Consider the following 20,708-nt stretch of genomic DNA (forward strand, 5'->3'; position numbering starts at 1 on the left):
GCTGGCCTCCTTAGTAAGAATGAGAAGAGTCTTTCATACTGGCAACCGACACCTTGCCACGCATTACGCTATACACCCAGGAGGTATAGAGCACGATGATGGGCAAGAACACCAAGGTCACCAGCAACATGATCCACAAGGTCAGATGACTGGCCGAGGCATCAAATAAGGTCAGGCTGGAGCCGGGGTTCAAAGACGAAGGCAGCAAGAAAGGAAATACCGCAAAACCAAAGGTCAGGATAATGCCCGCCAAGGCCAGGGACGAGAACAGCAAAGCCAGCAAGCCACGACCACGGCCAGCCAACAAGGCGCCCAGCAACAAACCTGCAAAGCCGACAATGGGCGCCGCCCACAAGGCAGGCCAGGTCCGGTAGTTGGCCAACCAGGCGCCTTCCACCATTTCAACCGTTTTGCCAATGGGGTTGGACATGGCATGGGCCACTTCGGGCCAAGGCATGCTGTAGCCATTCATGGCGCTAATCCACCAGCCACCGACCGCAAAAGCCACGATAGACAGCAAGCCCAAAGGCTTGGCCCAGGCACGCGCACGGCGAGCCACATGATCACTACCCTTCCAAGCCACCACTACCGCCCCTTGGAATGCCAACATCAAGACGCTGAGCAACCCGCACAGGATGGCGAAAGGCTGGAACAGACCGAAGAAATTGCCTTCGTACATCGGGCGCAACGTTGTTTCATCAAAGCCGAACGGCACGCCCAGCATGACATTACCAATTGCCACACCAAACACCAGGGCACAAACCAGACCGGAAGCGGTCCAAACCGCGTCCCAGTTACGCCGCCAGCGTGACGAGCTGAGCTTGCTGCGGTACTTGATGGCAACCGGGCGCACAATCAAAGCCACCAAAAGCAGCATCATGGCCAAGTAAAAACCCGAAAAAGCCATGGCATACAGCAAGGGCCAGGCCGCAAAGGCCACACCACCGGCCACGATCAACCAGACCTGGTTACCTTCCCAGACCGGGCCGATCACGTTGTACAGCGTGCGCCGCTCATCATCACTGCGAGCAACCAGTGGCAGCACCATCGCCACCCCAAGGTCAGCCCCGTCCATGATGGCAAAGGCAGCCAGCAAAACGCCCAGCAGCAACCACCAGATGATGCGCAAGGTGTCGTAATCGAGAAGAATCAGATTATCCATGATGGTTCCCCCTCCTTAACCGCGCAGCAACGGAGCGTTGCGCGAACCATAAGACAAAGCGGAAGGTGTGGCGGCCTCGCCAGCCTCGTCCGGACCTTTGCGAATTGAATGCAGCATGACCTTGATACCAATCACCGCCAAGGTGCCGTAGAGCAACAGGAAGATCGTCATACTGATCATCAGGTCTACAAAGGACAGGCCAGAAGCTGCGTAGTAAGTCGGCAAGACACCTTCAATCGCCCAGGGCTGACGTCCAAATTCGGCCACAAACCAGCCACACTCAATCGCAATCCAAGGCAGGGGAATGCTCCAGACCGCCGCTTTGAGCAGGCGCGGGTGACGTTGCAGACGGTCACGCGACGCCAGGAAAAAGGCCACCCCAAAGAACAGGATAAAGTACAGACCCAAAGCCACCATGACGCGGAAGCTCCAGAACAAAGGCGCAACCTGCGGCACCGTATCCCAGGCGGCCTGGGCGATGGTATCGGTATCGGCCTTGGTGATGTCATCTGTATAGCGCTTGAGCAACAAGGCGTAGCCCAGGTCTTTCCAGTTATTGTCAAAGACGCGGCGAGCTTCGATATTGCCCGCATCAGCGCGAACTAACTGCAGAGCCTCATAAGCGCGCAAGCCATTGGCAATACGGATCTTGGCATGCTCGACCAGCTCATTGATACCCAGCATAGGAGTGCTGACTGAGCGCGTCCCGATCAAACCCATCACCCACGGAATTTCCACGGCAAAGCGGTTCTCACGGGCTTCCTGATCAGGCCAGGCCAGGAGATTGAAACTGGCCGGCGCTTCCTCGGTTTCCCACATGGACTCCATGGCCGCAATCTTCATTTGCTGGTGTTCAGTGGTGAGATAACCGCTTTCATCACCCAGCACCACCACGGACAGGGACGCCGCCAAGCCAAAACTGGCCGCTACCGTCATCGAGCGCTTGGCCAGATCTATATGGCGACCACGCAGCAGGTACCAGGCACTGATGCCCATGACGAACATGGCACCGAGCACGTAACCGGCACTGACGGTATGAACAACTTTGGCTTGTGCGACAGGATTGAGAATGACCTCGGCAAAGTCGGTCATTTCCATACGCATCGTGTGGGGGTTGAAGATGGCGCCGACCGGGTTCTGCATCCAGCCATTGGCGACCAGAATCCACAAGGCCGACAGATTGGTGCCGATAGCAACGAGCCAGGTAACGATCAGGTGTCCCAGTTTGGAGAGACGATCCCAGCCGAAAAAGAACAGGCCGACAAAGGTTGCTTCCAAGAAAAAAGCCATCAATCCTTCAATGGCAAGTGGCGCTCCGAAAATATCGCCTACATAGTGACTGTAATAGGCCCAGTTCATGCCGAACTGAAATTCCATCACAATCCCGGTGGCCACACCCAGGGCAAAGTTAATGCCAAAGAGCACGCCCCAGAATTTGGTCATGCGGCGCCAGATGGCTTTGCCCGTCATGACATAGACGCTTTCCATAATGGCCAGCAAAAAAGACAGGCCTAGCGTCAAGGGAACAAATAAAAAGTGAAACATCGCAGTGGAAGCAAACTGCAACCGCGATAAGGTAACAACATCCAGATCAATCATGACGATCCCCAGTTTGATCAGCTTTGCGAATCTTTCCGGCGAAACCCAGCACTTTCTGAACTTTGCTACCTAAACGCATCAGATTTTGCAGGGTCTCAGGCGGTAAGTGATGAACCTCGTCAAACCAACCACAAGCCAACTCGATCAATTCCAGCATTTCATTAATGCGTTGCTGCCCGTATGCTTCTTCGTCATTGACGGGAGCTTCCATAAGGATACTTCGCAATAAGGTCAATGTGGGATCAATCTCGCGCTTGCGCTTTTCTTCCACCAGAGTACGAAAAATATCCCAAACATCATTGGGAGATTCAAAGTATTCGCGGCGCTCGCCGATCTTGTGCGTCATGTTGACCAGTCGCCAGGACTGCAATTCGCGCAAGCTCATGCTGACATTGGAGCGGGAGATGCCGAGCGTTTCAGCGATCTCGTCGGCGTGAAGGGCTTCAGGGGCAATGAACAGCAAGGCATAGATCTGGCCTACCGTCCGGTTGACCCCCCAGCGCCCGCCCATCTCCCCGAAGTGCAGAATAAAACGCTCTGCCTGTGGTCCTAAATTCATGGCTTCCTGAATTTTCAGTAATTACTGAAATTACAATACAAGACGTATCTTAACCCTAAACTAATCTGTCTGCCACTGGTCAAAGGGCATCTGGCCTTACAATTTGCCTCCTGCAAATCTGCATGCCAAGCACACACTTCACGTTTACAATTTCGCCATGAATACATCGGCACTTTTAGATCCTGCACATATCCTGTCTTCAGCACAACGCACCTTCGCCATTGAAGTTGGCGCGTTACAAGCGCTGGGCGGACGTCTGGACCAAAGTTTTGTAGAAGCCACCAAGCTGCTGGTGCACTGCCAGGGTCGCGTGGTGGTGACGGGCATCGGCAAGTCCGGCCATGTGGCACGCAAGATTGCCGCTACGCTGGCCTCAACCGGCACCCCCGCTTTTTTCATGCACGCTGCCGAAGCCCTGCACGGTGATTTGGGCATGATTACCAAGCAGGATGTAGTGATTGCCATCTCCTACTCCGGCCAAGCCCAGGAGCTGGTCACGGTGCTGACTGTGCTGCGTCGCATGGGAGCCAAGCTGATTGCCATTACCGGCAACGCCCAATCCGAACTGGCGCAAAATGCTGACCTGCATCTGGACGCACATGTGGAGCACGAAGCCTGCCCACTCAACCTGGCCCCTACGGCCAGCACCACGGCCGCTTTAGTATTAGGCGATGCACTGGCCGTTGCCTGCCTGGAAGCACGTGGCTTTAGCCGTGAAGACTTCGCTCGTTCCCACCCCGGTGGCGCGCTGGGTCGTCAATTACTGACGTTTGTGCGTGACATCATGCGCAGCGGCGAACAATTGCCCATTGTTTCCCCCGAGACCCTGGTTCCCGATGCCCTGATAGAAATGTCCAGCAAAGGCATGGGCATGACCATTGTCACTGACTCGCAAGGCCATCCCGTGGGGATGTTCACTGATGGCGACTTGCGCCGCCTGATTGCACGCGCGGGCGACATACGCAAGCTGCCCGTGTCCGAAGGCATGTCACGCGAACCGCGCAGCATTGCTGCCGACGCCCTGGCCATTGAAGCGGCCGAGCAAATGGATGCCTTGCGTATCAGCCAAATGCTGGTATTGGACACAAACGGGCTACTATTGGGAGCTCTGCACATGCACGACCTGTTGGCTGCAAAGGTAATCTGATCATGATGAATACGCCCACCATCCCGCTCCACCCCGCTGAAGCTCAAATCCTGGCCAAGTTGCCCGAGAACATACGCAGCCAATTACGTCAGCTGCGCATGATGGTATTTGACGTGGACGGTGTGCTGACCGACGGACGCCTGTGGTACAGCGCTAACGGCGAGGAATTCAAGAGCTTTCACGCTCTGGACGGCCACGGTTTGCGCATGCTGGGGGAAAGTGGCATTCATGTAGCCCTGATTACCGGACGCGAAAGCGGTATCGTGTCACGTCGCGCTGCCGAGCTGGGCATTCCTTTTGTCCATCAGGGCGTACGTGACAAGATTGCTATCCTGACCCAACTGGCCCAGGAAAACGGCTTATCGTTAAGCGAAATGGGTTATATGGGCGACGATTTGATCGATTTGCCGGCCATGCAACGCGTGGGATTTTCCGCCAGTGTGCCCGAAGCCCCTTTCTACATTAGCCAAATTGCCAGCTGGGTGGCCACGCAGCCTGCCGGCCACGGTGCCGTGCGTGAATGTTGTGATGCCATCCTGGCCTCCCAGGGCCGCCTTGCCGCCTTTATTACAGGTGGCCCCTTAAAGACGACAGGAGTCATTCAGTAATCATGCGTGACCGTCTGCCTACCGTCATTTCCCTGCTGTTGCTGGCCATGCTGGTGCTGGCAACATTGTGGGCGGTCGACTACACCCAACGCTCGGTTGCCATTGATCCGCCGCGCCGTGTGACCCACGAGCCCGACTCCTGGGCGCGCAACTTCACCATGATCAGCTCTGACCAAACCGGGATGGCCATCAGCAGGCTGGACGGCAAGATTGCTTACCATTACCCGGATGACGACTCGCACGACATTACCTCCCCGCGTGCAGTCAGCAACCGAGCGAACTCGCCGCTGACCATTGCCACCTCCGACACCGCACATATGAATGCAGGTGGTGATGTGATCACGATGAAAGGCAATGCCCACATCCACCGCCTGGCCACACCCGAGGACGAGGCCATGGATGTGCGCAGCGAAGTACTGATCATCCTGCCTGAAGAGGATGTGGTCTACACCAACGAACCTGCATTGGTCGTCAACGGCCAGTCCACCATGCGCGGTACCGGGATGCGTTACGATAATCGCGTTCGTCAATTGAACGTCATGTCGGAATCCGACGTTAAAATCTCGGGCCAACAAACACAAAAAGCGCGTTCTTCCAATAGCTCTAAGGATTCCCCTCCATGACCACGCCTGACAGCGCCCGCCTGAGCCACAAGCCCATGCTCTCTTTTAGCCTTTTGCGTGGTGCTTTGGCCCTGTGCCTGAGCACTGTAACCCTGGCTTTGCTGCCCACGGCCCCGGCTCTGGCACAAGCAGCGGCCTCTGCTGCTGCCGAACCGGACACCTCCGTGCTGTCCGACACCCTGACTTACGACGATATTGCCAAGCAGACGATCTACAAAGGCAATATCATCCTGACCCGTGGCGCCATGACCTTAATGGCAGACCAATTGGCCATCGAGCAAGATGCGGAAGGATTCCAGCATGGCACGGCCACGGTCAGCGAGCGCGCCCGCGTCACCATTCGACAGGAAGACCCGGCCAAATTTGAATTGATGGTCGCCGAAGGTGTCCGAGCTATTTACAACGGTAAAACCGAAGAGGTCGAACTGATTGGCAAGGCTGTCGTCAACCGTTATGTTTGCGGCAAGTTGCAAGACTCCGTCCAGGGCCAACGCATTATCTATCGCCAAAAAGATGGCACGTACCAGGCCTTTGGTGGCTCGGACTCCGCCACCCGGGATGGCCGGGTTCGCTCCGTGGCCCGCCCACGCGCCAATGCCGACGCTGCTCTGGCCGAATGCCAACGCAAGTCTTCCCCCCGCAAATAGTCCGGACACCTCTGAATTATGGTTGCTCCTAACAACCCGTCTACCCCTACCCGCGCCAGCCACTCAACCAAAGGCAGCCTGATTGCACAGGGCCTGCGCAAAACCTACGGCAAACGTACGGTCGTGCAGGATGTTTCTCTGAACGTGGAAAGTGGTGAAGTCGTCGGCCTGCTAGGCCCGAACGGGGCTGGCAAAACCACCAGCTTCTATATGATTGTGGGCATTGTGCCCGCCGATGCAGGTCGCATTGAAATTGATGGCACGCCCATTACCGCCATGCCCATGCACAAGCGGGCAAGGCTGGGCCTGTCCTATCTGCCTCAGGATGCCTCCGTCTTTCGCCGCCTGACGGTCGAAGAAAACATCCGCGCCGTGCTGGAGCTGCAACTGGACGATAACGGTCGCAGCATCAGCAAGAACGATATCAACGAGCGCCTGGAAACCCTGATTAGCGAACTGCAAATTGCACACATCCGACAAAATACCGCCCTATCCCTGTCTGGTGGCGAGCGCCGCCGCGTAGAAATTGCCCGCGCGCTCGCCAGCAACCCCCGTTTTATTCTGCTAGACGAACCTTTTGCCGGGGTGGACCCGATCGCCGTGATCGAAATTCAGCGCATTGTGCAGTTTCTAAAAGGTCGCAATATCGGCGTGCTGATTACCGACCATAACGTGCGCGAAACCTTGGGCATCTGCGACCGCGCCTACATCATCAGCGAAGGCACAGTACTGACAAGCGGGCACCCATCCGAGATCATCGACAACGAAGCCGTGCGCAAGGTTTATCTGGGATCGAACTTCCGAATGTAAGCCGATTTTTGGCCCTGTAACGGGGCCAATCAAAACAAGGGTTATCCAGCACATCACAGATTGATTCAGGTCATGTTATCTGACCCACATATAGGTATACTGGAATATCCAGGATCAGTAGTAAGGAGGCTAAAGACGATCAACCTTCCCCTTCTTGAACACGTTGTTTGACTACTACGGAGAGCCTATATGAGCCTTAATATCACTGGCCGTAATCTTGACATAACTCCTGCCATTCGCGACTACGTCAAAAGCAAAATTGGTCGAATTGAAAAACATTTCGATAACGTAGTTGACTCGCAGGTTATGCTTTCCATTGAACGTCTGAAGCACAATGCCGAAGTAACCGTCCGCGTTCCCGGCAAAGATATACACTGCGCCTCTTCAGACGAAAACTTGTATGCTGCTATCGATCTGCTGGCCGATAAAATCGACCGCCAGATTCTGAAATACAAGGAAAAGGCAAACAGCCATGCGCATGAGCCCGCCAAGCGGCTCGAAGTTCCGGCAGCCTGATCTGGCCGAACTGTTACAGCAGGGATAACCTGCCAACAAACCCCGTACTTTCAAAAGTTCGGGGTTTTGTGTTTCTTGGCACAGTGTCCGCCTGTTGTTAGCCATCCAAAAAAAGTTTAGCTAAAAAACATTCCCCCCTATAATGGCCGTCATGAATCTCTTGTCGCGTATTTTGCCTTTGTCCAACGTGGTTCTGGATCTTGCTGTTACCAGCAAGAAGCGCGCTTTTGAACAAGCCGGATTGATTTTCGAGAACCATCACGGCATTGCTCGGACAGCCGTTTTCCATAGCCTGATCGCGCGTGAGCGTCTGGGCTCCACAGCGCTTGGCCACGATGTCGCCGTCCCGCATGGTCGCATCAAGGACCTGAAAGAGCCTTGTGCCGTTTTCATGCGCTTGGCCGAGCCGGTACGCTTTGACGCCAGCGACGGCCGTACCGCCAGCCTGCTATTCTTTTTGCTGGTTCCCGAAACGGCGACTCAAATCCACCTGGACCTGCTGGCCGAGATCGCCCGTTTGATGGCCGATCAGGACATCCGCCAGGCGCTTGCTCAGGAAACGGACCCTGTTCAAATTCATCAGATCCTGACCCAGACCCCTGATCTCAACGCGGAACATCCCGATGCTGACAGTTCAAGAACTGGTCAATGACAATAACGACAAGCTCGAGGTAAGCTGGGCAGCCGGAAAACACGCTGCTCAACGCCCTATCCCCGATCTTGGCGCCTCTGCGGCAGACCTGGTCGGTCACTTGAACTTGATCCACCCTGGCCGCATTCAAGTTTTCGGCCCTGAAGAACTCTCTTTCTACCACCGCTTTGATATCAAGCGTCGCCTGCATCATCTGGATGATCTCAGGCAAGGTGGGGTTCCCGCCCTGTTCATTGCCAACGATGCCGTTGCACCCGATGACTTGATCCAGTTTTGTGAAGATCAAGGGATCCCGCTACTCTACACCCCTATCGATGCGGCGCAGCTGATTGATCTGCTACGCATCTATCTAGGCAAACGTCTGGCCCCCAAAATCACCATGCACGGCGTGTTCATGGATGTCCTGGGTCTGGGGGTACTGATCACTGGCGAGTCCGGTCTGGGCAAAAGCGAATTAGCGCTGGAGCTGATCTCCCGCGGCCACGGGCTGGTCGCAGACGATGCGGTTGAGCTCTCACGCACCGCACCCAACATGATCGACGGACAATGCCCACCCCTGCTGCAAAACCTGCTAGAGGTACGTGGCTTGGGTTTGCTGGACATTCGCACCATTTTCGGCGAAACCTCCGTTCGTCGTAGAATGAAGCTTAAACTAATTGTGCACCTGGTTCGTTCCAACCCCGACAGCTTCGAGCGTCTGCCTACTCAAGACCAGACCCAGGAAGTACTAGGGGTCGATATTAAACGCGTCATGCTTCAAGTGGCCGCCGGCCGAAATCTGGCCGTGCTGGTAGAGGCCGCCGTGCGCAACACCATCCTCGCCTTCCGCGGCATTGATACCATGGGTGACTTCATCGAACGCCAGGCATTGGCTATCATGAATAGTCGCGAAGACTAGGCACCTAAGGGTCTGTTAGCATTAAACGGCCCTGACGGCTTTGTCCTGTTTCACCTAACCGTTGCCCCTCGGACAACGACTCGGAGTCCTTTGCCACGATGCTGAAAGTTGTATTGATTACCGGCATATCCGGTTCGGGAAAATCAGTTGCCTTGCGCCTGCTGGAAGATACCGGCTATCTGTGCATCGACAACTTGCCACCCCGATTTCTGGCCGAATTTGTCGAACGCTCTGCTGAGCAAGGGCTCGAGCGACTTGCCGTTGCCATTGACGTGCGCGGCGCTGGTGATCTGGACATCCTTCCCGACGTTATCAGCAAACTGAACGAAGAAGGCTACGCCCTGCGCGTGCTGTTTTTGAACGCCAACGATCACACCCTGATGCAGCGTTACTCAGAGTCGCGCCGCCGCCACCCACTGACAGACCGTTTACGTCAGGATGGCCGCTCGCCTTCCTTGCAGGAGTGCATTGAAGCCGAACGTGAAATGACCGCCCCTTTGCGTGAACTGGGCCACATTATCGACACCTCCGACCTGACCCCGGGTCAGTTGCGTGCCTGGATACGCGATCTGGTACAGGCTGATCGCGCCAGTGTCGTGTTGACTTTCGAATCCTTTGCCTACAAGCGTGGCGTACCAGGCGATGCAGACCTGGTTTTCGACGTGCGCTGCCTGCCAAACCCCCACTACGACCCGGAACTGCGCCCCATGACGGGCCGCGATGAGCCAGTTGCAAAATGGCTGGCCCAGTTCGGCTCTGTAGAAACCATGGTGGATGATATTGCGGGCTTTGTACGCCGCTGGTTGCCTTTGTATATGCAAGACACCCGCAATTACCTGACGGTCGCCATTGGCTGCACGGGCGGGCAACATCGCTCCGTGTACGTTACTGAACAACTGGCGCTGCGCTTTGCTGATTACGCCCCTTTGCTGGTACGCCATCGCAATCAACCTCCCATCAATCCCGTGCCATGAGCCATCCGACCTTACTGAAATTAGGTGCAGCCTTGGGCATCTTGGCCCTATTGGCTGGATGCGCCTCCAGCCCAAAGCGCGCCAAAACCAAACCAGGGGCTACGGTTTCAGCACCGCGCGGAGGGGGGTATTACAAAGATGACGGCCCCCACGATCGAATACCCGTCAATCTGCAGGCCACCCCCGACGCCGTTCCCCGAATAGAACCTATCGCCCGCAGCAATACCCGTCCCTACACCGTGCTCGGCAAAAGCTTTGTTCCACACAAATCACACAAAGCCTTTACCCAGACCGGCACAGCTTCTTGGTACGGGCGCAAGTTCCACGGCAAGAAAACCGCCAATGGCGAAACCTACGATATGTACGCCATGACAGCGGCACATCCCACCTTGCCTATTCCCAGCTACGCCCGTGTCACCCGCCCTAAAACCGGCAAATCGGTGATTGTGCGCATTAACGACCGCGGGCCCTTCCACAGCTCCCGCATCATCGACTTATCCTATGTTGCCGCCGCCAAGCTGGATCTAATTGCGCCCGGCAGTGGCACCGTGATGGTGGAATCCATCACTCAGGAAGAAATTCGTAGTGGCAGTTTTAGTCGTGAACAGGTCAATGTCGTTGAAGCCCCCGCTGCCCGCACGGCGCCGGCTCCCGCAGCACCCAAATCCAGTCTGACCATCACCGAAACACTGGAGCCCACCCCTGACGCCCTGGCTGCTCTGCCCCCGGAAGAATTGACTGTTGAGCTGGACGATACACCCAGCTGGAGCAGCGATGCGAACGATCAGCAACTGATCGTGCAGTCTTCACCCACAACTGCCAGCAAACCCCTGGCCCCGTCTGGTCAGAACCGAGTCTATCTGCAATTCGGTGCTTTCTCCGCACGCGAAAACGCCGCCGCATTGGCGCAGCAACTGAACCGCCAGATTTCGCAAGTGGAGTACCGAGACGCCCAAGTTCAGATGCACAACGATTTGTACCGCGTGCAAATTGGTCCGTATCAAAACCGGACCGAGGCCATCAATGCCGCTTACCGCATCCAACAAAAAACCGGCTTGAGCCCCTCGGTCGCCGTCCGCTAAGCCACACCCAGCCCACCACAACATCCCCTTCATGAACGGCAGCCCAAAAGTTGGACATTGATCCACGCTTTGGGGTGTTTTTCATGACGAAATACGATAGCCAGTTCAAGCTGTCCGTTGTTCATCGTGATCTATCGGAGCAGCATGAAGGCCTGAAACCCGATCATCCTAGTCCTTGGGCGAATTGGCCAAACCCCAGGCATACAGAACATCACGAGCAATTCCGGTCGCCTGGCTGGCGATCCGGGCAGCGTCACGCAGCGAGACCTGTTCCAGCAACGCCTTCATCCAACGCTCTGTAGTGGCATCCAGCGCAGGCGCATCCTCGTCCACTTCTCGCACCGCATCATGCAAAATAAGAACAAACTCGCCCTGCTCTCGATGGCTGTCTTCATCTAGCCAGGCCAAGGCCTGCCCCAAAGGCACGGTATGAATCTGCTCGAAACGCTTGCTCAGTTCACGTGCAAACGTCAGCTCACGCTCCGGCCCACACACCTCTTGCATATCACGCAAACTGGCTCGCAAACGGTGAGGGGACTCAAACATCAATACCGGCATACCCAGGCTGGACCAATGCTGTAGCCACTTGCGACGCGCCACCGTTTTAGGCGGCATGAAACCGGCGAAGGCAAAAGCGGGGTTCTCATCGCTGGTCGCGCCACTGCCCATCAAGGCGGTGATAACAGCCGATGCTCCGGGCAGCGGTACTACCTGAAAACCTGCCTCGCGCACCGAGCGCACTACGCGGGCACCAGGATCGCTGACAGCGGGCGCGCCTGCATCCGACACCAAAGCCACTCGTTGCCCTTGCTCCAGACGCTCGATAATGGCTTGAGCAGCCTGCGCCTCGTTATGACGATGTGCAGCCATCAAGGGCGTTTGTATGCCCCAGGCCTGCAAAAAAGGACGTGTAGCCCGCGTATCCTCTGCCGCAATAATGTCGCACAGTTCCAGCGCCTGCCAGCCGCGCAGGCTAAGGTCTCCCATATTGCCAATGGGCGTGGCCACTACGTACAGGCAAGACTGCGGCCAGACCTGGCCTTGCACCTTGTCCATCATGCTTTGCCAGACGCCGGCATTCCCTGTTTGGTTTTCGGTATCGCTCATGCTCGATCCTGCTTGTTCATCTTCATGTGTTCCTATGAATCCCTTTGAATACGCTCGCCAGGCTCAAAACCGGCAATTACGGCGCAGGCGGCGTAGTCGTCCTGCCGCCAGAAAGGAAAAACCACTGCGTTCGTCCAGCCAGGAAAGCGGCGATCAGGCCGAACAACGAGCCTGCGATCATGTCACCGCCCACGGCGCCCGCGTTCTGGCTCGTCAACTGGGTACTCGCTTTGGGGAAATTGACCTGGTTCTGTGGCACCAGAATCATCTTGTCTTTCTGGAAGTGCGCCAACGCAATCACAAGGGCTACGGAGGGGCGCTTGCCAGTGTAAACCGGGACAAGCAACGGCGCTTGATCCTGACAGCACAACAATGGCTGCCAACGCTATGCCAGCGCTATTTCCAGGGCAAGCTGCCCGCTTGCCGTTTTGACGTCATTGCCATTGAAGACGACACCCTGACCTGGATCCACAATGCCTTTGAGCAAAGCTAAGTCACGGGACAGCGGCCTGGCCTTGGTGAAACTCTCCGGCAGGCACACAGTCTCATACAGAAAAACACCAACTACAGCCTCCTGATTCGGCCTGCTTACAGCATCTGGTTTCAATACCGTGGCGTTTTTTTCAACATGACACGATCTGCCTGCCCCACAGGGAAATTCTCCGTGCGATAATGCGCGCTATGGACCTTATCGCCTTAATGACTTCGCATTTCGACGATTCCGTCGATACTCTCAAAGCCAGCACACGCGAACTGGCCGAACCTTTGGCCGCCGCTGTAGAGCTGTTGTTTGCCACCTTGGCCAACGACGGCAAGATTCTGGCTTGCGGAAACGGCGGATCAGCAGCCGATGCCCAGCACTTTATTGCAGAGCTGGTGGGCCGCTTTGAGCGCGACCGTTTGCCCTTGGCTGGCATTGCCTTGAATACCGACACCTCTATCATGACGGCAGTGGGTAATGACTATGGCTTTGACAGTATCTTTGAACGCCAGGTCAGCGCCTTGGGCCAGACTGGCGATATTCTGGTCGCCATCTCAACCAGCGGCAATTCGCCAAACGTCATCCGTGCCATTGAGGCAGCTCGCGAACGCGATATGGTCATTATTGCCTTGACCGGTAAAGGCGGCGGACAAATCGCTGAGTTGCTCTCGGATACCGACATCCATCTGTGCGTACCGCACGATCGAACCATGCGCATTCAGGAAGTACATATTGTTCTGTTGCACGCCATGTGCGATGGCATTGATGCGCTGCTGCTCGGAGATCCACTATGAAACACCGTTTGATTCTGGCTGCCTTACTGGCCAGCACCACCCTGACCGGTTGCGGTCTGCTGGTAGTGGGCGGCGCTGCTGCCACAACCGCCGTTGTCGCTACCGACCGCCGTACCACGGGCGAACAAGTCGAAGACAAAGCTATTGTCATGAAAGCGGGCGCAGAAACACGCCGCCTGCTGGAAAACAAGGAAGGCCGCATCAACACAACGTCTTACGCCGGAGTGGCCCTGCTGACCGGTGATGTCCCCACCCAGGCGGACAAGGAAGAAGCCGCCCGTCTGGTGTCCAAAGTCGATAAAGTGACACGCGTGGTCAACGAACTGCGTGTCGGCGAACCAACCCCGCTGAGCGTACGCTCGAACGACTCGTGGATCACCACCCGCGTCAGCACGGCTTTGCTAAACGCCAAAGACGTGCCCAGTCGCACGATTTCCACCACCACCGAGCGCGGCGTGGTCTACCTGTTGGGCCGTGTCACACGCGAAGAAGGTGAACGTGCTGCGATTGCCGCCTCCAGCGTGCCTGGCGTGAACAAAGTCGCCAAGCTCTTCGATTACATCAGCGCTGAAAGCCTGGCGCAGCCCTTGAGCACCAATACGCAGCCAAGCACCAGCTCTGGCACAGAGGCCTCTGAAACGGCCCCTGCACCCGCCTCTTCTGTAGAAGTTATGCCCGTCCAATGAAAAAAGTAGTCATCATTGCCTTTGTTGTGGCCATCGCCGTGGGTCTGGGCGTCTGGACCATGTCCGGTGGCAGCTCCAAGGCCAGCGCTCCCGATGTCGCCTTTACCGACCTGAATGGCAAGCACTTTGAAACCAAAGACTTGCAGGGCAAAGTCGTCCTGGTGAAATTCTGGGCCACGGACTGCACCACCTGTGTGGCGCAAATGCCCGACAACATCGAGAACTTCAATGCCTTGTCCAGTAAAGGCTTTGATATTGTGGCTGTGGCCATGAAGCACGACCCCATTAATTACGTGCGCAACTTCACCCAATCCCGCCAACTGCCGTTCACGGTTGTCCATGACGACAAGGGCGAAATCGCCAAGGCTTTTGGGGATGTCCGTCTGACTCCTACTGCCTTTTTACTCGACAAACAGGGCCACATCATCAAACGCTACCTGGGTAACTACGACAAGCAGGAATTCATTGCCACCGTCGAAAAAGCCCTGGCCAGCAGCTAAAAACCTGTTTCTGCCCCCAGCCACATAACCCCGGGTACCAGCAGTGGACCCGGGTTTTCTTCAAGTGAGCGCATCAATGAGCACCACAGATTCGCAGAATTACTCCTCGACCGTCAAAGCAGAAGTTTTGTCCGAGGCCCTGCCTTATATTCGTCGTTTCCACGGCAAGACCGTTGTCATCAAATACGGTGGCAATGCCATGACAGAAGAAGCGTTGCAGCGCAGCTTTGCCCATGACGTCGTCTTGCTCAAACTGGTTGGCCTGAACCCCGTTGTGGTGCACGGTGGCGGTCCCCAGATCAATGACGCTCTCAAGCGGGTGGGCAAAGAAGGTACCTTCATTCAAGGCATGCGCGTCACCGATGCAGAAACCATGGAAGTGGTGGAATGGGTGCTAGGCGGGCAAGTACAGCAAGACATCGTGATGATGATCAATGAAGCCGGTGGCAAGGCCGTAGGTCTGACCGGTAAAGACGGCGGTATGATTCGCGTCACCAAGAAAATGCTGCCTGATGCCGAGCATCCTGGCGAGCTGCTGGACATTGGCTTTGTGGGCGATATTGAAAGCATCCAGCCTGAAGTAGTCAAAGCATTGCAGGACGATCAGTTCATCCCTGTGATCTCATCCATTGGTTACGGCGAGGACGGCCAAGCCTACAACATCAATGCCGACGTGGTGGCCGGCAAGATGGCTGAAGTGCTTAGCGCTGAAAAACTGGTCATGCTGACCAACACCCCCGGTGTGCTGGACAAGGCTGGTCAACTGTTGCGCCGTCTGTCGGCCCAGACCATTGATGAACTGTTTGCTGATGGCACGATCTCCGGCGGCATGCTGCCCAAAATCTCTTCGGCCCTGGATGCGGCGCGCAATGGCGTCAACTCCGTACATGTCATCGACGGCCGTGTCCCCCACTGCCTGTTGCTGGAAATCCTGACTGACCGTGGTGTTGGCACCATGATCAGCTCGCACTAATCCGTGCGCGCTCCTATCCGTGCCCATTCCTGGGCACGGCCTTTGTCAGCCTGCCAGCCAGATGAAACCATCTGGCTGTTTGATCTGGATAACACCCTGCACAATGCCTCCAAAGGCATTTTCCAGGCGATTGATGGGCGCATGCGCATCGGCGTGGCGCAAACGCTGGGTGTAAATATGGACGAGGCCGACCGCTTGCGTCTGGAATACTGGAAGCGGTACGGCGCCACCATGATTGGTCTGCAACGTCATCATGGAGCAGATCCGGCCACTTTCCTGAAACACGCTCACGACTTTGATGTACCGTCTCTGATCAGTGCTGAACCCGGTCTGGCCCATCAATTGCGTCGTCTACCGGGCTATAAGCTGCTGCTGACCAACGCTCCGCTGGAGTACGCACAGCGTGTCTTGAAAGCCTTGAATCTACTGCCCGTTTTTGATGGGTTGTGGGCTATTGAACATATGCAGCTACAAGGCCGCTATCGACCCAAGCCCTCCCAGGCGCTGATGAAGCAGGCGCTGGCCGTGCTGAAATCCCAGGCCCGTGACATCGTGTTGGTCGAAGATACGCTACGCAATCTGAAAAGTGCCCGCCAGCTAGGGATGCAAACCATCCATATCTATAACGCGGGCACCCCGTTCAGCGCTCTGTATCATGGACGCAGCCCATATGTAGACCATCGCATCAACCGCATCGCGCAACTGGTCAAGAACTGGCCTCACATCTAAGAGCACCCTTATGCGTGCCGCCCCCCTGCCCAATAGCAATCTTTTTTAATTCAGTGATGGACGCAAACCCAAGAGCGGCTACTTTGCTGCTCATGACCAACGACATAATCGGCGGCCAGGGAAAAATCAGGCGTGATCAGTGTGCTCAATGGCCGCTGAAGCGCATACCGGGCATGCCGGGTCTTTGCGGAAACGTACGGTATGCCAATTCATATTGAAAGCATCCACACTTAACAAACGCCCCACCAAGGGCTCTCCGAAGCCACCTAACAGCTTCAAGGCTTCCACCGCCTGTGCGCTACCCACCATGCCCAACAAAGGCGACAGAACGCCTGTGGTGGCGCAGCGCAGTTCCTCGACATCATCGGCTTCGGGAAACAGACAGTGGTAGCAAGGAGCCTCGGGCTGACGCAAGTCATAGGTACTGACTTGGCCCGAAAAACGAATCGCCGCACCGGACACCAAAGGTTTACGCAGTGCCACGCAGGCACGGTTGATGGCATGGCGAGTGGCGAAGTTGTCGCAGCAATCCAGCACCAGGTCCACTTGCTGAACCCAATGCATCAAACCCGCTTCGTCCAGACGTTGAACAACGGGTGTCACCTTCACTTCGGGATTGAGCTGCTCGATATGCAACTTGGCGGACTCAACCTTGTCCCAGCCCAGGCGATCCGTGGTGTGAGCAATCTGACGCTGCAGATTGCTCAGTTCCACCTGGTCATCGTCCACCAGAATGATGGAGCCCACACCCGAAGCAGCCAAATAAGCCACCACGGGGGAACCCAGCCCCCCGGCTCCAACAACCAGGATGCGGGAAGCCAGAATCCGCTCCTGCGCTTCTACCCCGAATTCATCGAGCAGAATATGCCGCGCATAGCGCAGTAATTGCTGATCTTCCACGTCAAGAACCTGTGTTTACGGGTTTACCGGTTCGAGCCCCTTGGGGGTGATTCGGAACCGCTCAACGCTGGGTTGCTGATTCAGGGGACTTTTTTTTTCTGGCGACTCGGACTCTACTTCCTTTTCACGCTTGGCAGCCGCTTCCTTGGCCGCAGCTACTTTCGCTGGATCATTTTTGATCACAGGACGGCCAGCCAAATGATTCAGTGCCTGTTGCAACTGGAAGTCGTCGTCACCGCCAAATTCAAACATTTTGAACTCTGGGCTCATGCCCAGATCAGGCTGATCTGCTTGGGCGCTTTCGTCCACCTTGCTGTTGAGCAGGTGGCGCTTCAAGTCCACTTCACGCGGCAGACGGAACAAATTACCCTGAGCGGTATCGTCCACCACCACATCTGGCTGTACGCCCGTTACCTGAATGGACGTGCCGTTAGGCGTGTAGTACAGGGCAGTCGTCAGTTTCAGGCCCGACTCCTCGGACAGAGGAACAACACTTTGCACCGAGCCCTTGCCAAAGGTGCGGTTACCAATAATGGTGGCGCGTTTGTGGTCTTGCAACGCCCCGGCCACAATTTCCGATGCCGAGGCCGAACCTACGTTCACCAGAACCACAATCGGCACGTTCTTGAGCCAATCCAGCTTCTTCAGAACATCGGCGTCCGTATCCAGCTCGCCCAGTACAGATTGCATGGATTTAACGTAATACTCGCGATTGGACGAAGGAATGCGACCCTTGGTCGACACCACCAGGTCTCCCGAGTCCAGGAAGGCGGAAGACACGCCAATGGCGCTTTCCAGCAAACCACCGGGGTCGTTACGCAGATCAATTACCAAGCCTTTCGGTGCGCCCGGGCCTTTGTGGACTTCGGACAATTGCTTGATCAGATCCGCAGCCGTGCGTTCCTGGAACTGGGCAATGCGCACGTAGGCTACGTCATCAGCCAACATCTTGGAGCGCACGCTGCGCACCTTGATGACATCGCGCACCAGGTTGAATTCCAATGGCTTGTCGCGGCCAGCACGGCGTATCGTCAGCTTGATCGATGTTTTCGGCTCACCACGCATCTGTTTGACGGCATCGTTCAGGCTCAAATCCTTGGTGGGTTTGCCATTGATGTGCGTAATGATGTCGCCCGCCAGAATACCGGCGCGCGCGGCAGGCGTATCCTCAATAGGCGAGATGACTTTGGGCATCCCGTCCTCGCTGCCAATCTCAATGCCCAGGCCGCCAAAGCCGCCTTGAGTCATGGCTTCCATTTCCTTGAAAGCATCGGCATCCAGATAGGCCGAGTGGGGATCCAGATCGGTAAACAAACCTTTGATTGCGTTATTGACCAAGGTCTGATCCGTCAAAGGCTCCACATACGTGTTCTTGATGGCAGCGAACACATTGGCGAACTGCTGCAGTTCGCGCAAAGGCAATGGCTCGCCGCGTTGAGCGACCGCAGTAATGCCCAGGCTGATCAAAATACCGCCCACAGCACCTGCTGCCACTAGACCAATGCTGCCAATCCTTCGAGTGCTCATGCACATTCCCATTATTTTCAGATTCAAGACGGGGCCACCTCCCGGAGCTGACCCGACCATGCATTATAAGAGTAGCGTAAAGTGGCGACCAGCGTGAACTGGGCTGGAGTCGCTACCCGGCGCAACAAATGCGAGCAAAAGTAAACGCCAGAAAAAAAAGCGGCTCAGGAACCCAGCCAAACCTGCGGATTAATGGGCTTGCCTTGATGGCGCAACTCAAAGTACAGGCCGGGTTCAACCTGCCCGCCAGTGGCTCCCACCCGCGCAACAGGCTCTCCACGTCCCACAATATCGCCTACTTGCTTAAGCGTGCTCTGGTTATAGGCATAGACGCTTAAGTAATCACGACCATGATCGATAATCAGCAAATTACCAAAGCCGGTCATCCAGTTGGCAAAGACCACACGGCCCGGGGCCACCGCACGAACGGTGGTGCCTGCCTGTGCGCGCAACACAACGCCGCGCCAAACGCCACCATCGGGGCGCTCTGCCCCGAACTTGCCTTGCATTTCACCACGTACCGGATAAGGCAAACCACGTTTCAGACCCTGGAAGCCACCTTCTGGTTCCAAAGCTGGGGCAGAAACCTGCTCGGCAGGCTCTTCAACGACCTGAACTTCACGCACTTTTGGGGCGACCGGTTTGCTGATCGGTTCACTAGGCTCGGACGAAGCATCCAGACTATCTGACCATAAACGCTCGTTCGCAGTTGGCGGCGTATAGGTCAGCGGTGGCCGCGGAATGACGGGTTCTGGCTGTTGTGGCTCGGCAGGTTCCGGTTTGCTGCGTGGCAAGGCCGCAGGCAGAGGCGGTTGTGTGGCCCGAGCCCGCTCCAACAACTCCCGCTCGCGTTCCAGGCGCGCCTGTTCACGGTCAGCCTGCTCTTGCTGGGCTTTGCGCTGCAACTCTTGCTGACGTGCCAGCTCGGCTTTACGCGCTTGTTCTGCACGGCGCGCGGCTTCACGTCGGCGTTGTTCTTCAGCGCGACGGGCCAACTCAGCCTGTCGCGCAATTTCAGTTTCCAGACCGGAGATCAAATCCCCCAGCCGTTTGTCATTACTTTGCAGATTCGCAGCCTGACCACGCTGCCGTTCCAGTTCAGCGCTGATATCAGCCACCACCTTGGCCCGTTTTTCTTTCTGCTCTTCTAGGGCCACCTTTTGGGCAGCGGCTTCTGTGGCCAGCTTTTCCTGCTCTTTTTCACGCGCCGCAACCTGGGTCTGCAAGCGGTCCAGGCGCTCTACGGTGCGGCGTACCTTATGAACCTGTTCAGTCTGCTGACGCGAGACATAACCCAGATAATGCAGTTCGCGGTTAATGGCGTTGGGATCATCGCCCGACAGCAGGGCGGACCAGGGCGAGACGCCGTTGGCATATTGCGCGCGCAATTGCTCGGCCAGCTCCTGCTGACGTTGCTCTTTGATCACTTGCTGTTCGCTGATTTGTTTGCCCAGTGTGCCCAGTTGCTGGTGCAATTGCTCTTGCCGCTGCTCGATCTGAGCCAACGTGCGGTCGATATCGGAAATAGCCTGCTCGGATTCGCGCAAGGCATTGGCAGCATCACGACGCGAGCTTTCGCGGGTGTCGATCGACTTACGCAGCGATTCAATTTTCTGGCGCAGCTCTGCCTGCTGCTTTTGAGCCTGGGCCTGACGGGCAGCCAAGTCCGGATCCGCAGCCAGGGCCGGTAAGGCCCAGGCTGCCAGCAACAGGCAGACGCTGTAGCGCCACATT

At 56.3% G+C, this 20,708-nt stretch carries 23 protein-coding genes; 16 read left to right on the forward strand and 7 right to left on the reverse strand.

The features are described 5' to 3' along the window. Positions 1-10 precede the first annotated feature (10 nt). From cydB to LNA76_RS14400, 3 genes are read right to left on the reverse strand one after another with little or no spacing between them, the layout of a single operon-like run. Complete coding sequence (cydB, locus tag LNA76_RS14390) at positions 11-1,162, reverse strand: cytochrome d ubiquinol oxidase subunit II (protein ID WP_108728492.1); 1,152 nt, start codon at positions 1,160-1,162, stop codon at positions 11-13. A 15-nt stretch (positions 1,163-1,177) separates the two neighbouring features. Continuing rightward, a complete protein-coding gene (locus tag LNA76_RS14395) occupies positions 1,178-2,761 on the reverse strand; it encodes a cytochrome ubiquinol oxidase subunit I (RefSeq protein WP_108728491.1) in 1,584 nt (527 codons plus the stop codon). Then, the gene (locus LNA76_RS14400; RefSeq protein ID WP_108728490.1) at positions 2,754-3,320 is read right to left on the reverse strand and encodes a GbsR/MarR family transcriptional regulator; all 567 of its coding nucleotides are present in this window, start codon (positions 3,318-3,320) and stop codon (positions 2,754-2,756) included. The genes LNA76_RS14395 and LNA76_RS14400 overlap by 8 nt, the downstream gene beginning before the upstream one ends. A gap of 157 nt (positions 3,321-3,477) precedes the next feature. On the opposite strand from LNA76_RS14400, the gene LNA76_RS14405 reads away from it, so the two are divergent. The 10 genes from LNA76_RS14405 to LNA76_RS14450 all read left to right on the forward strand — a co-directional run bounded on the left by LNA76_RS14405 (position 3,478) and on the right by LNA76_RS14450 (position 11,277). Further along, positions 3,478-4,467: a KpsF/GutQ family sugar-phosphate isomerase gene (locus LNA76_RS14405; RefSeq protein WP_230019314.1), complete on the forward strand. Its 990-nt coding sequence runs from the start codon at positions 3,478-3,480 to the stop codon at positions 4,465-4,467. A 2-nt stretch (positions 4,468-4,469) separates the two neighbouring features. After that, positions 4,470-5,075 (forward strand): KdsC family phosphatase, encoded by a 606-nt coding sequence (locus tag LNA76_RS14410; protein WP_094197856.1) that lies wholly within the window; start codon positions 4,470-4,472, stop codon positions 5,073-5,075. A 2-nt stretch (positions 5,076-5,077) separates the two neighbouring features. After that, positions 5,078-5,698, forward strand: a complete 621-nt coding sequence (lptC, locus tag LNA76_RS14415) for an LPS export ABC transporter periplasmic protein LptC (protein WP_094197857.1) — start codon at positions 5,078-5,080, stop codon at positions 5,696-5,698. Then, entirely contained in the window at positions 5,695-6,345 is a 651-nt protein-coding gene (gene lptA, locus LNA76_RS14420; RefSeq protein WP_094197858.1) for a lipopolysaccharide transport periplasmic protein LptA, read from the forward strand. The genes lptC and lptA overlap by 4 nt, the downstream gene beginning before the upstream one ends. Positions 6,346-6,363: 18 nt before the next feature. Then, positions 6,364-7,155: an LPS export ABC transporter ATP-binding protein gene (lptB, locus tag LNA76_RS14425; RefSeq protein WP_094197859.1), complete on the forward strand. Its 792-nt coding sequence runs from the start codon at positions 6,364-6,366 to the stop codon at positions 7,153-7,155. 189 nt (positions 7,156-7,344) lie between these two features. Continuing rightward, positions 7,345-7,671 carry a ribosome hibernation-promoting factor, HPF/YfiA family gene (gene hpf, locus LNA76_RS14430; RefSeq protein WP_009458652.1) on the forward strand — a complete coding sequence of 109 codons (327 nt, stop codon included), beginning with the start codon at positions 7,345-7,347 and terminating at the stop codon, positions 7,669-7,671. 151 nt (positions 7,672-7,822) lie between these two features. Further along, positions 7,823-8,323, forward strand: a complete 501-nt coding sequence (locus LNA76_RS14435) for a PTS sugar transporter subunit IIA (RefSeq protein WP_162496918.1) — start codon at positions 7,823-7,825, stop codon at positions 8,321-8,323. Further along, positions 8,295-9,221, forward strand: a complete 927-nt coding sequence (hprK, locus tag LNA76_RS14440; protein ID WP_094197861.1) for an HPr(Ser) kinase/phosphatase — start codon at positions 8,295-8,297, stop codon at positions 9,219-9,221. Before LNA76_RS14435 ends, hprK begins: the two co-directional genes overlap by 29 nt. Before the next feature lie 98 nt (positions 9,222-9,319). After that, positions 9,320-10,195, forward strand: coding sequence for an RNase adapter RapZ (gene rapZ / locus LNA76_RS14445; RefSeq protein ID WP_230019315.1), 876 nt, complete (start codon positions 9,320-9,322; stop codon positions 10,193-10,195). After that, positions 10,192-11,277: a septal ring lytic transglycosylase RlpA family protein gene (locus LNA76_RS14450; protein WP_094197863.1), complete on the forward strand. Its 1,086-nt coding sequence runs from the start codon at positions 10,192-10,194 to the stop codon at positions 11,275-11,277. The genes rapZ and LNA76_RS14450 overlap by 4 nt, the downstream gene beginning before the upstream one ends. Positions 11,278-11,445: 168 nt before the next feature. Here LNA76_RS14450 and rsmI read toward each other — a convergent pair whose 3' ends face one another. Then, on the reverse strand, positions 11,446-12,384 hold the full coding sequence (gene rsmI / locus LNA76_RS14455) for a 16S rRNA (cytidine(1402)-2'-O)-methyltransferase (protein ID WP_230019316.1): 939 nt from the start codon (positions 12,382-12,384) through the stop codon (positions 11,446-11,448). A 34-nt stretch (positions 12,385-12,418) separates the two neighbouring features. Between rsmI and LNA76_RS14460 the strand changes: the two genes are divergently transcribed. From LNA76_RS14460 to LNA76_RS14485, 6 genes are all read left to right on the forward strand, one after another. Next, a complete protein-coding gene (locus tag LNA76_RS14460) occupies positions 12,419-12,877 on the forward strand; it encodes a YraN family protein (protein WP_094197865.1) in 459 nt (152 codons plus the stop codon). 188 nt (positions 12,878-13,065) lie between these two features. Further along, complete coding sequence (locus LNA76_RS14465) at positions 13,066-13,659, forward strand: phosphoheptose isomerase (protein WP_162496917.1); 594 nt, start codon at positions 13,066-13,068, stop codon at positions 13,657-13,659. After that, positions 13,656-14,345 (forward strand): BON domain-containing protein, encoded by a 690-nt coding sequence (locus LNA76_RS14470; protein WP_094197867.1) that lies wholly within the window; start codon positions 13,656-13,658, stop codon positions 14,343-14,345. The genes LNA76_RS14465 and LNA76_RS14470 overlap by 4 nt, the downstream gene beginning before the upstream one ends. Next, complete coding sequence (locus LNA76_RS14475; RefSeq protein ID WP_125277969.1) at positions 14,342-14,845, forward strand: peroxiredoxin family protein; 504 nt, start codon at positions 14,342-14,344, stop codon at positions 14,843-14,845. The genes LNA76_RS14470 and LNA76_RS14475 overlap by 4 nt, the downstream gene beginning before the upstream one ends. Before the next feature lie 76 nt (positions 14,846-14,921). Further along, the gene (gene argB, locus LNA76_RS14480; RefSeq protein ID WP_009458643.1) at positions 14,922-15,818 is read left to right on the forward strand and encodes an acetylglutamate kinase; all 897 of its coding nucleotides are present in this window, start codon (positions 14,922-14,924) and stop codon (positions 15,816-15,818) included. Between the two features lie 3 nt (positions 15,819-15,821). Then, complete coding sequence (locus tag LNA76_RS14485) at positions 15,822-16,547, forward strand: pyrimidine 5'-nucleotidase (protein WP_094197869.1); 726 nt, start codon at positions 15,822-15,824, stop codon at positions 16,545-16,547. Positions 16,548-16,673: 126 nt separating this feature from the next. On the opposite strand, the gene LNA76_RS14490 is transcribed toward LNA76_RS14485, so the two are convergent. The 3 genes from LNA76_RS14490 to LNA76_RS14500 form a co-directional block, all read right to left on the reverse strand. Continuing rightward, on the reverse strand, positions 16,674-17,447 hold the full coding sequence (locus LNA76_RS14490; protein ID WP_094197870.1) for a HesA/MoeB/ThiF family protein: 774 nt from the start codon (positions 17,445-17,447) through the stop codon (positions 16,674-16,676). Between the two features lie 15 nt (positions 17,448-17,462). Beyond that, entirely contained in the window at positions 17,463-18,974 is a 1,512-nt protein-coding gene (locus tag LNA76_RS14495; protein WP_230019317.1) for a S41 family peptidase, read from the reverse strand. A gap of 164 nt (positions 18,975-19,138) precedes the next feature. Next, positions 19,139-20,707 carry a murein hydrolase activator EnvC family protein gene (locus LNA76_RS14500; protein WP_108728482.1) on the reverse strand — a complete coding sequence of 523 codons (1,569 nt, stop codon included), beginning with the start codon at positions 20,705-20,707 and terminating at the stop codon, positions 19,139-19,141. Position 20,708: the final 1 nt, after the last annotated feature.

Source organism: Alcaligenes sp. MMA (assembly GCF_020907215.1).
GTDB classification, from domain to species: domain Bacteria; phylum Pseudomonadota; class Gammaproteobacteria; order Burkholderiales; family Burkholderiaceae_B; genus Alcaligenes; species Alcaligenes aquatilis.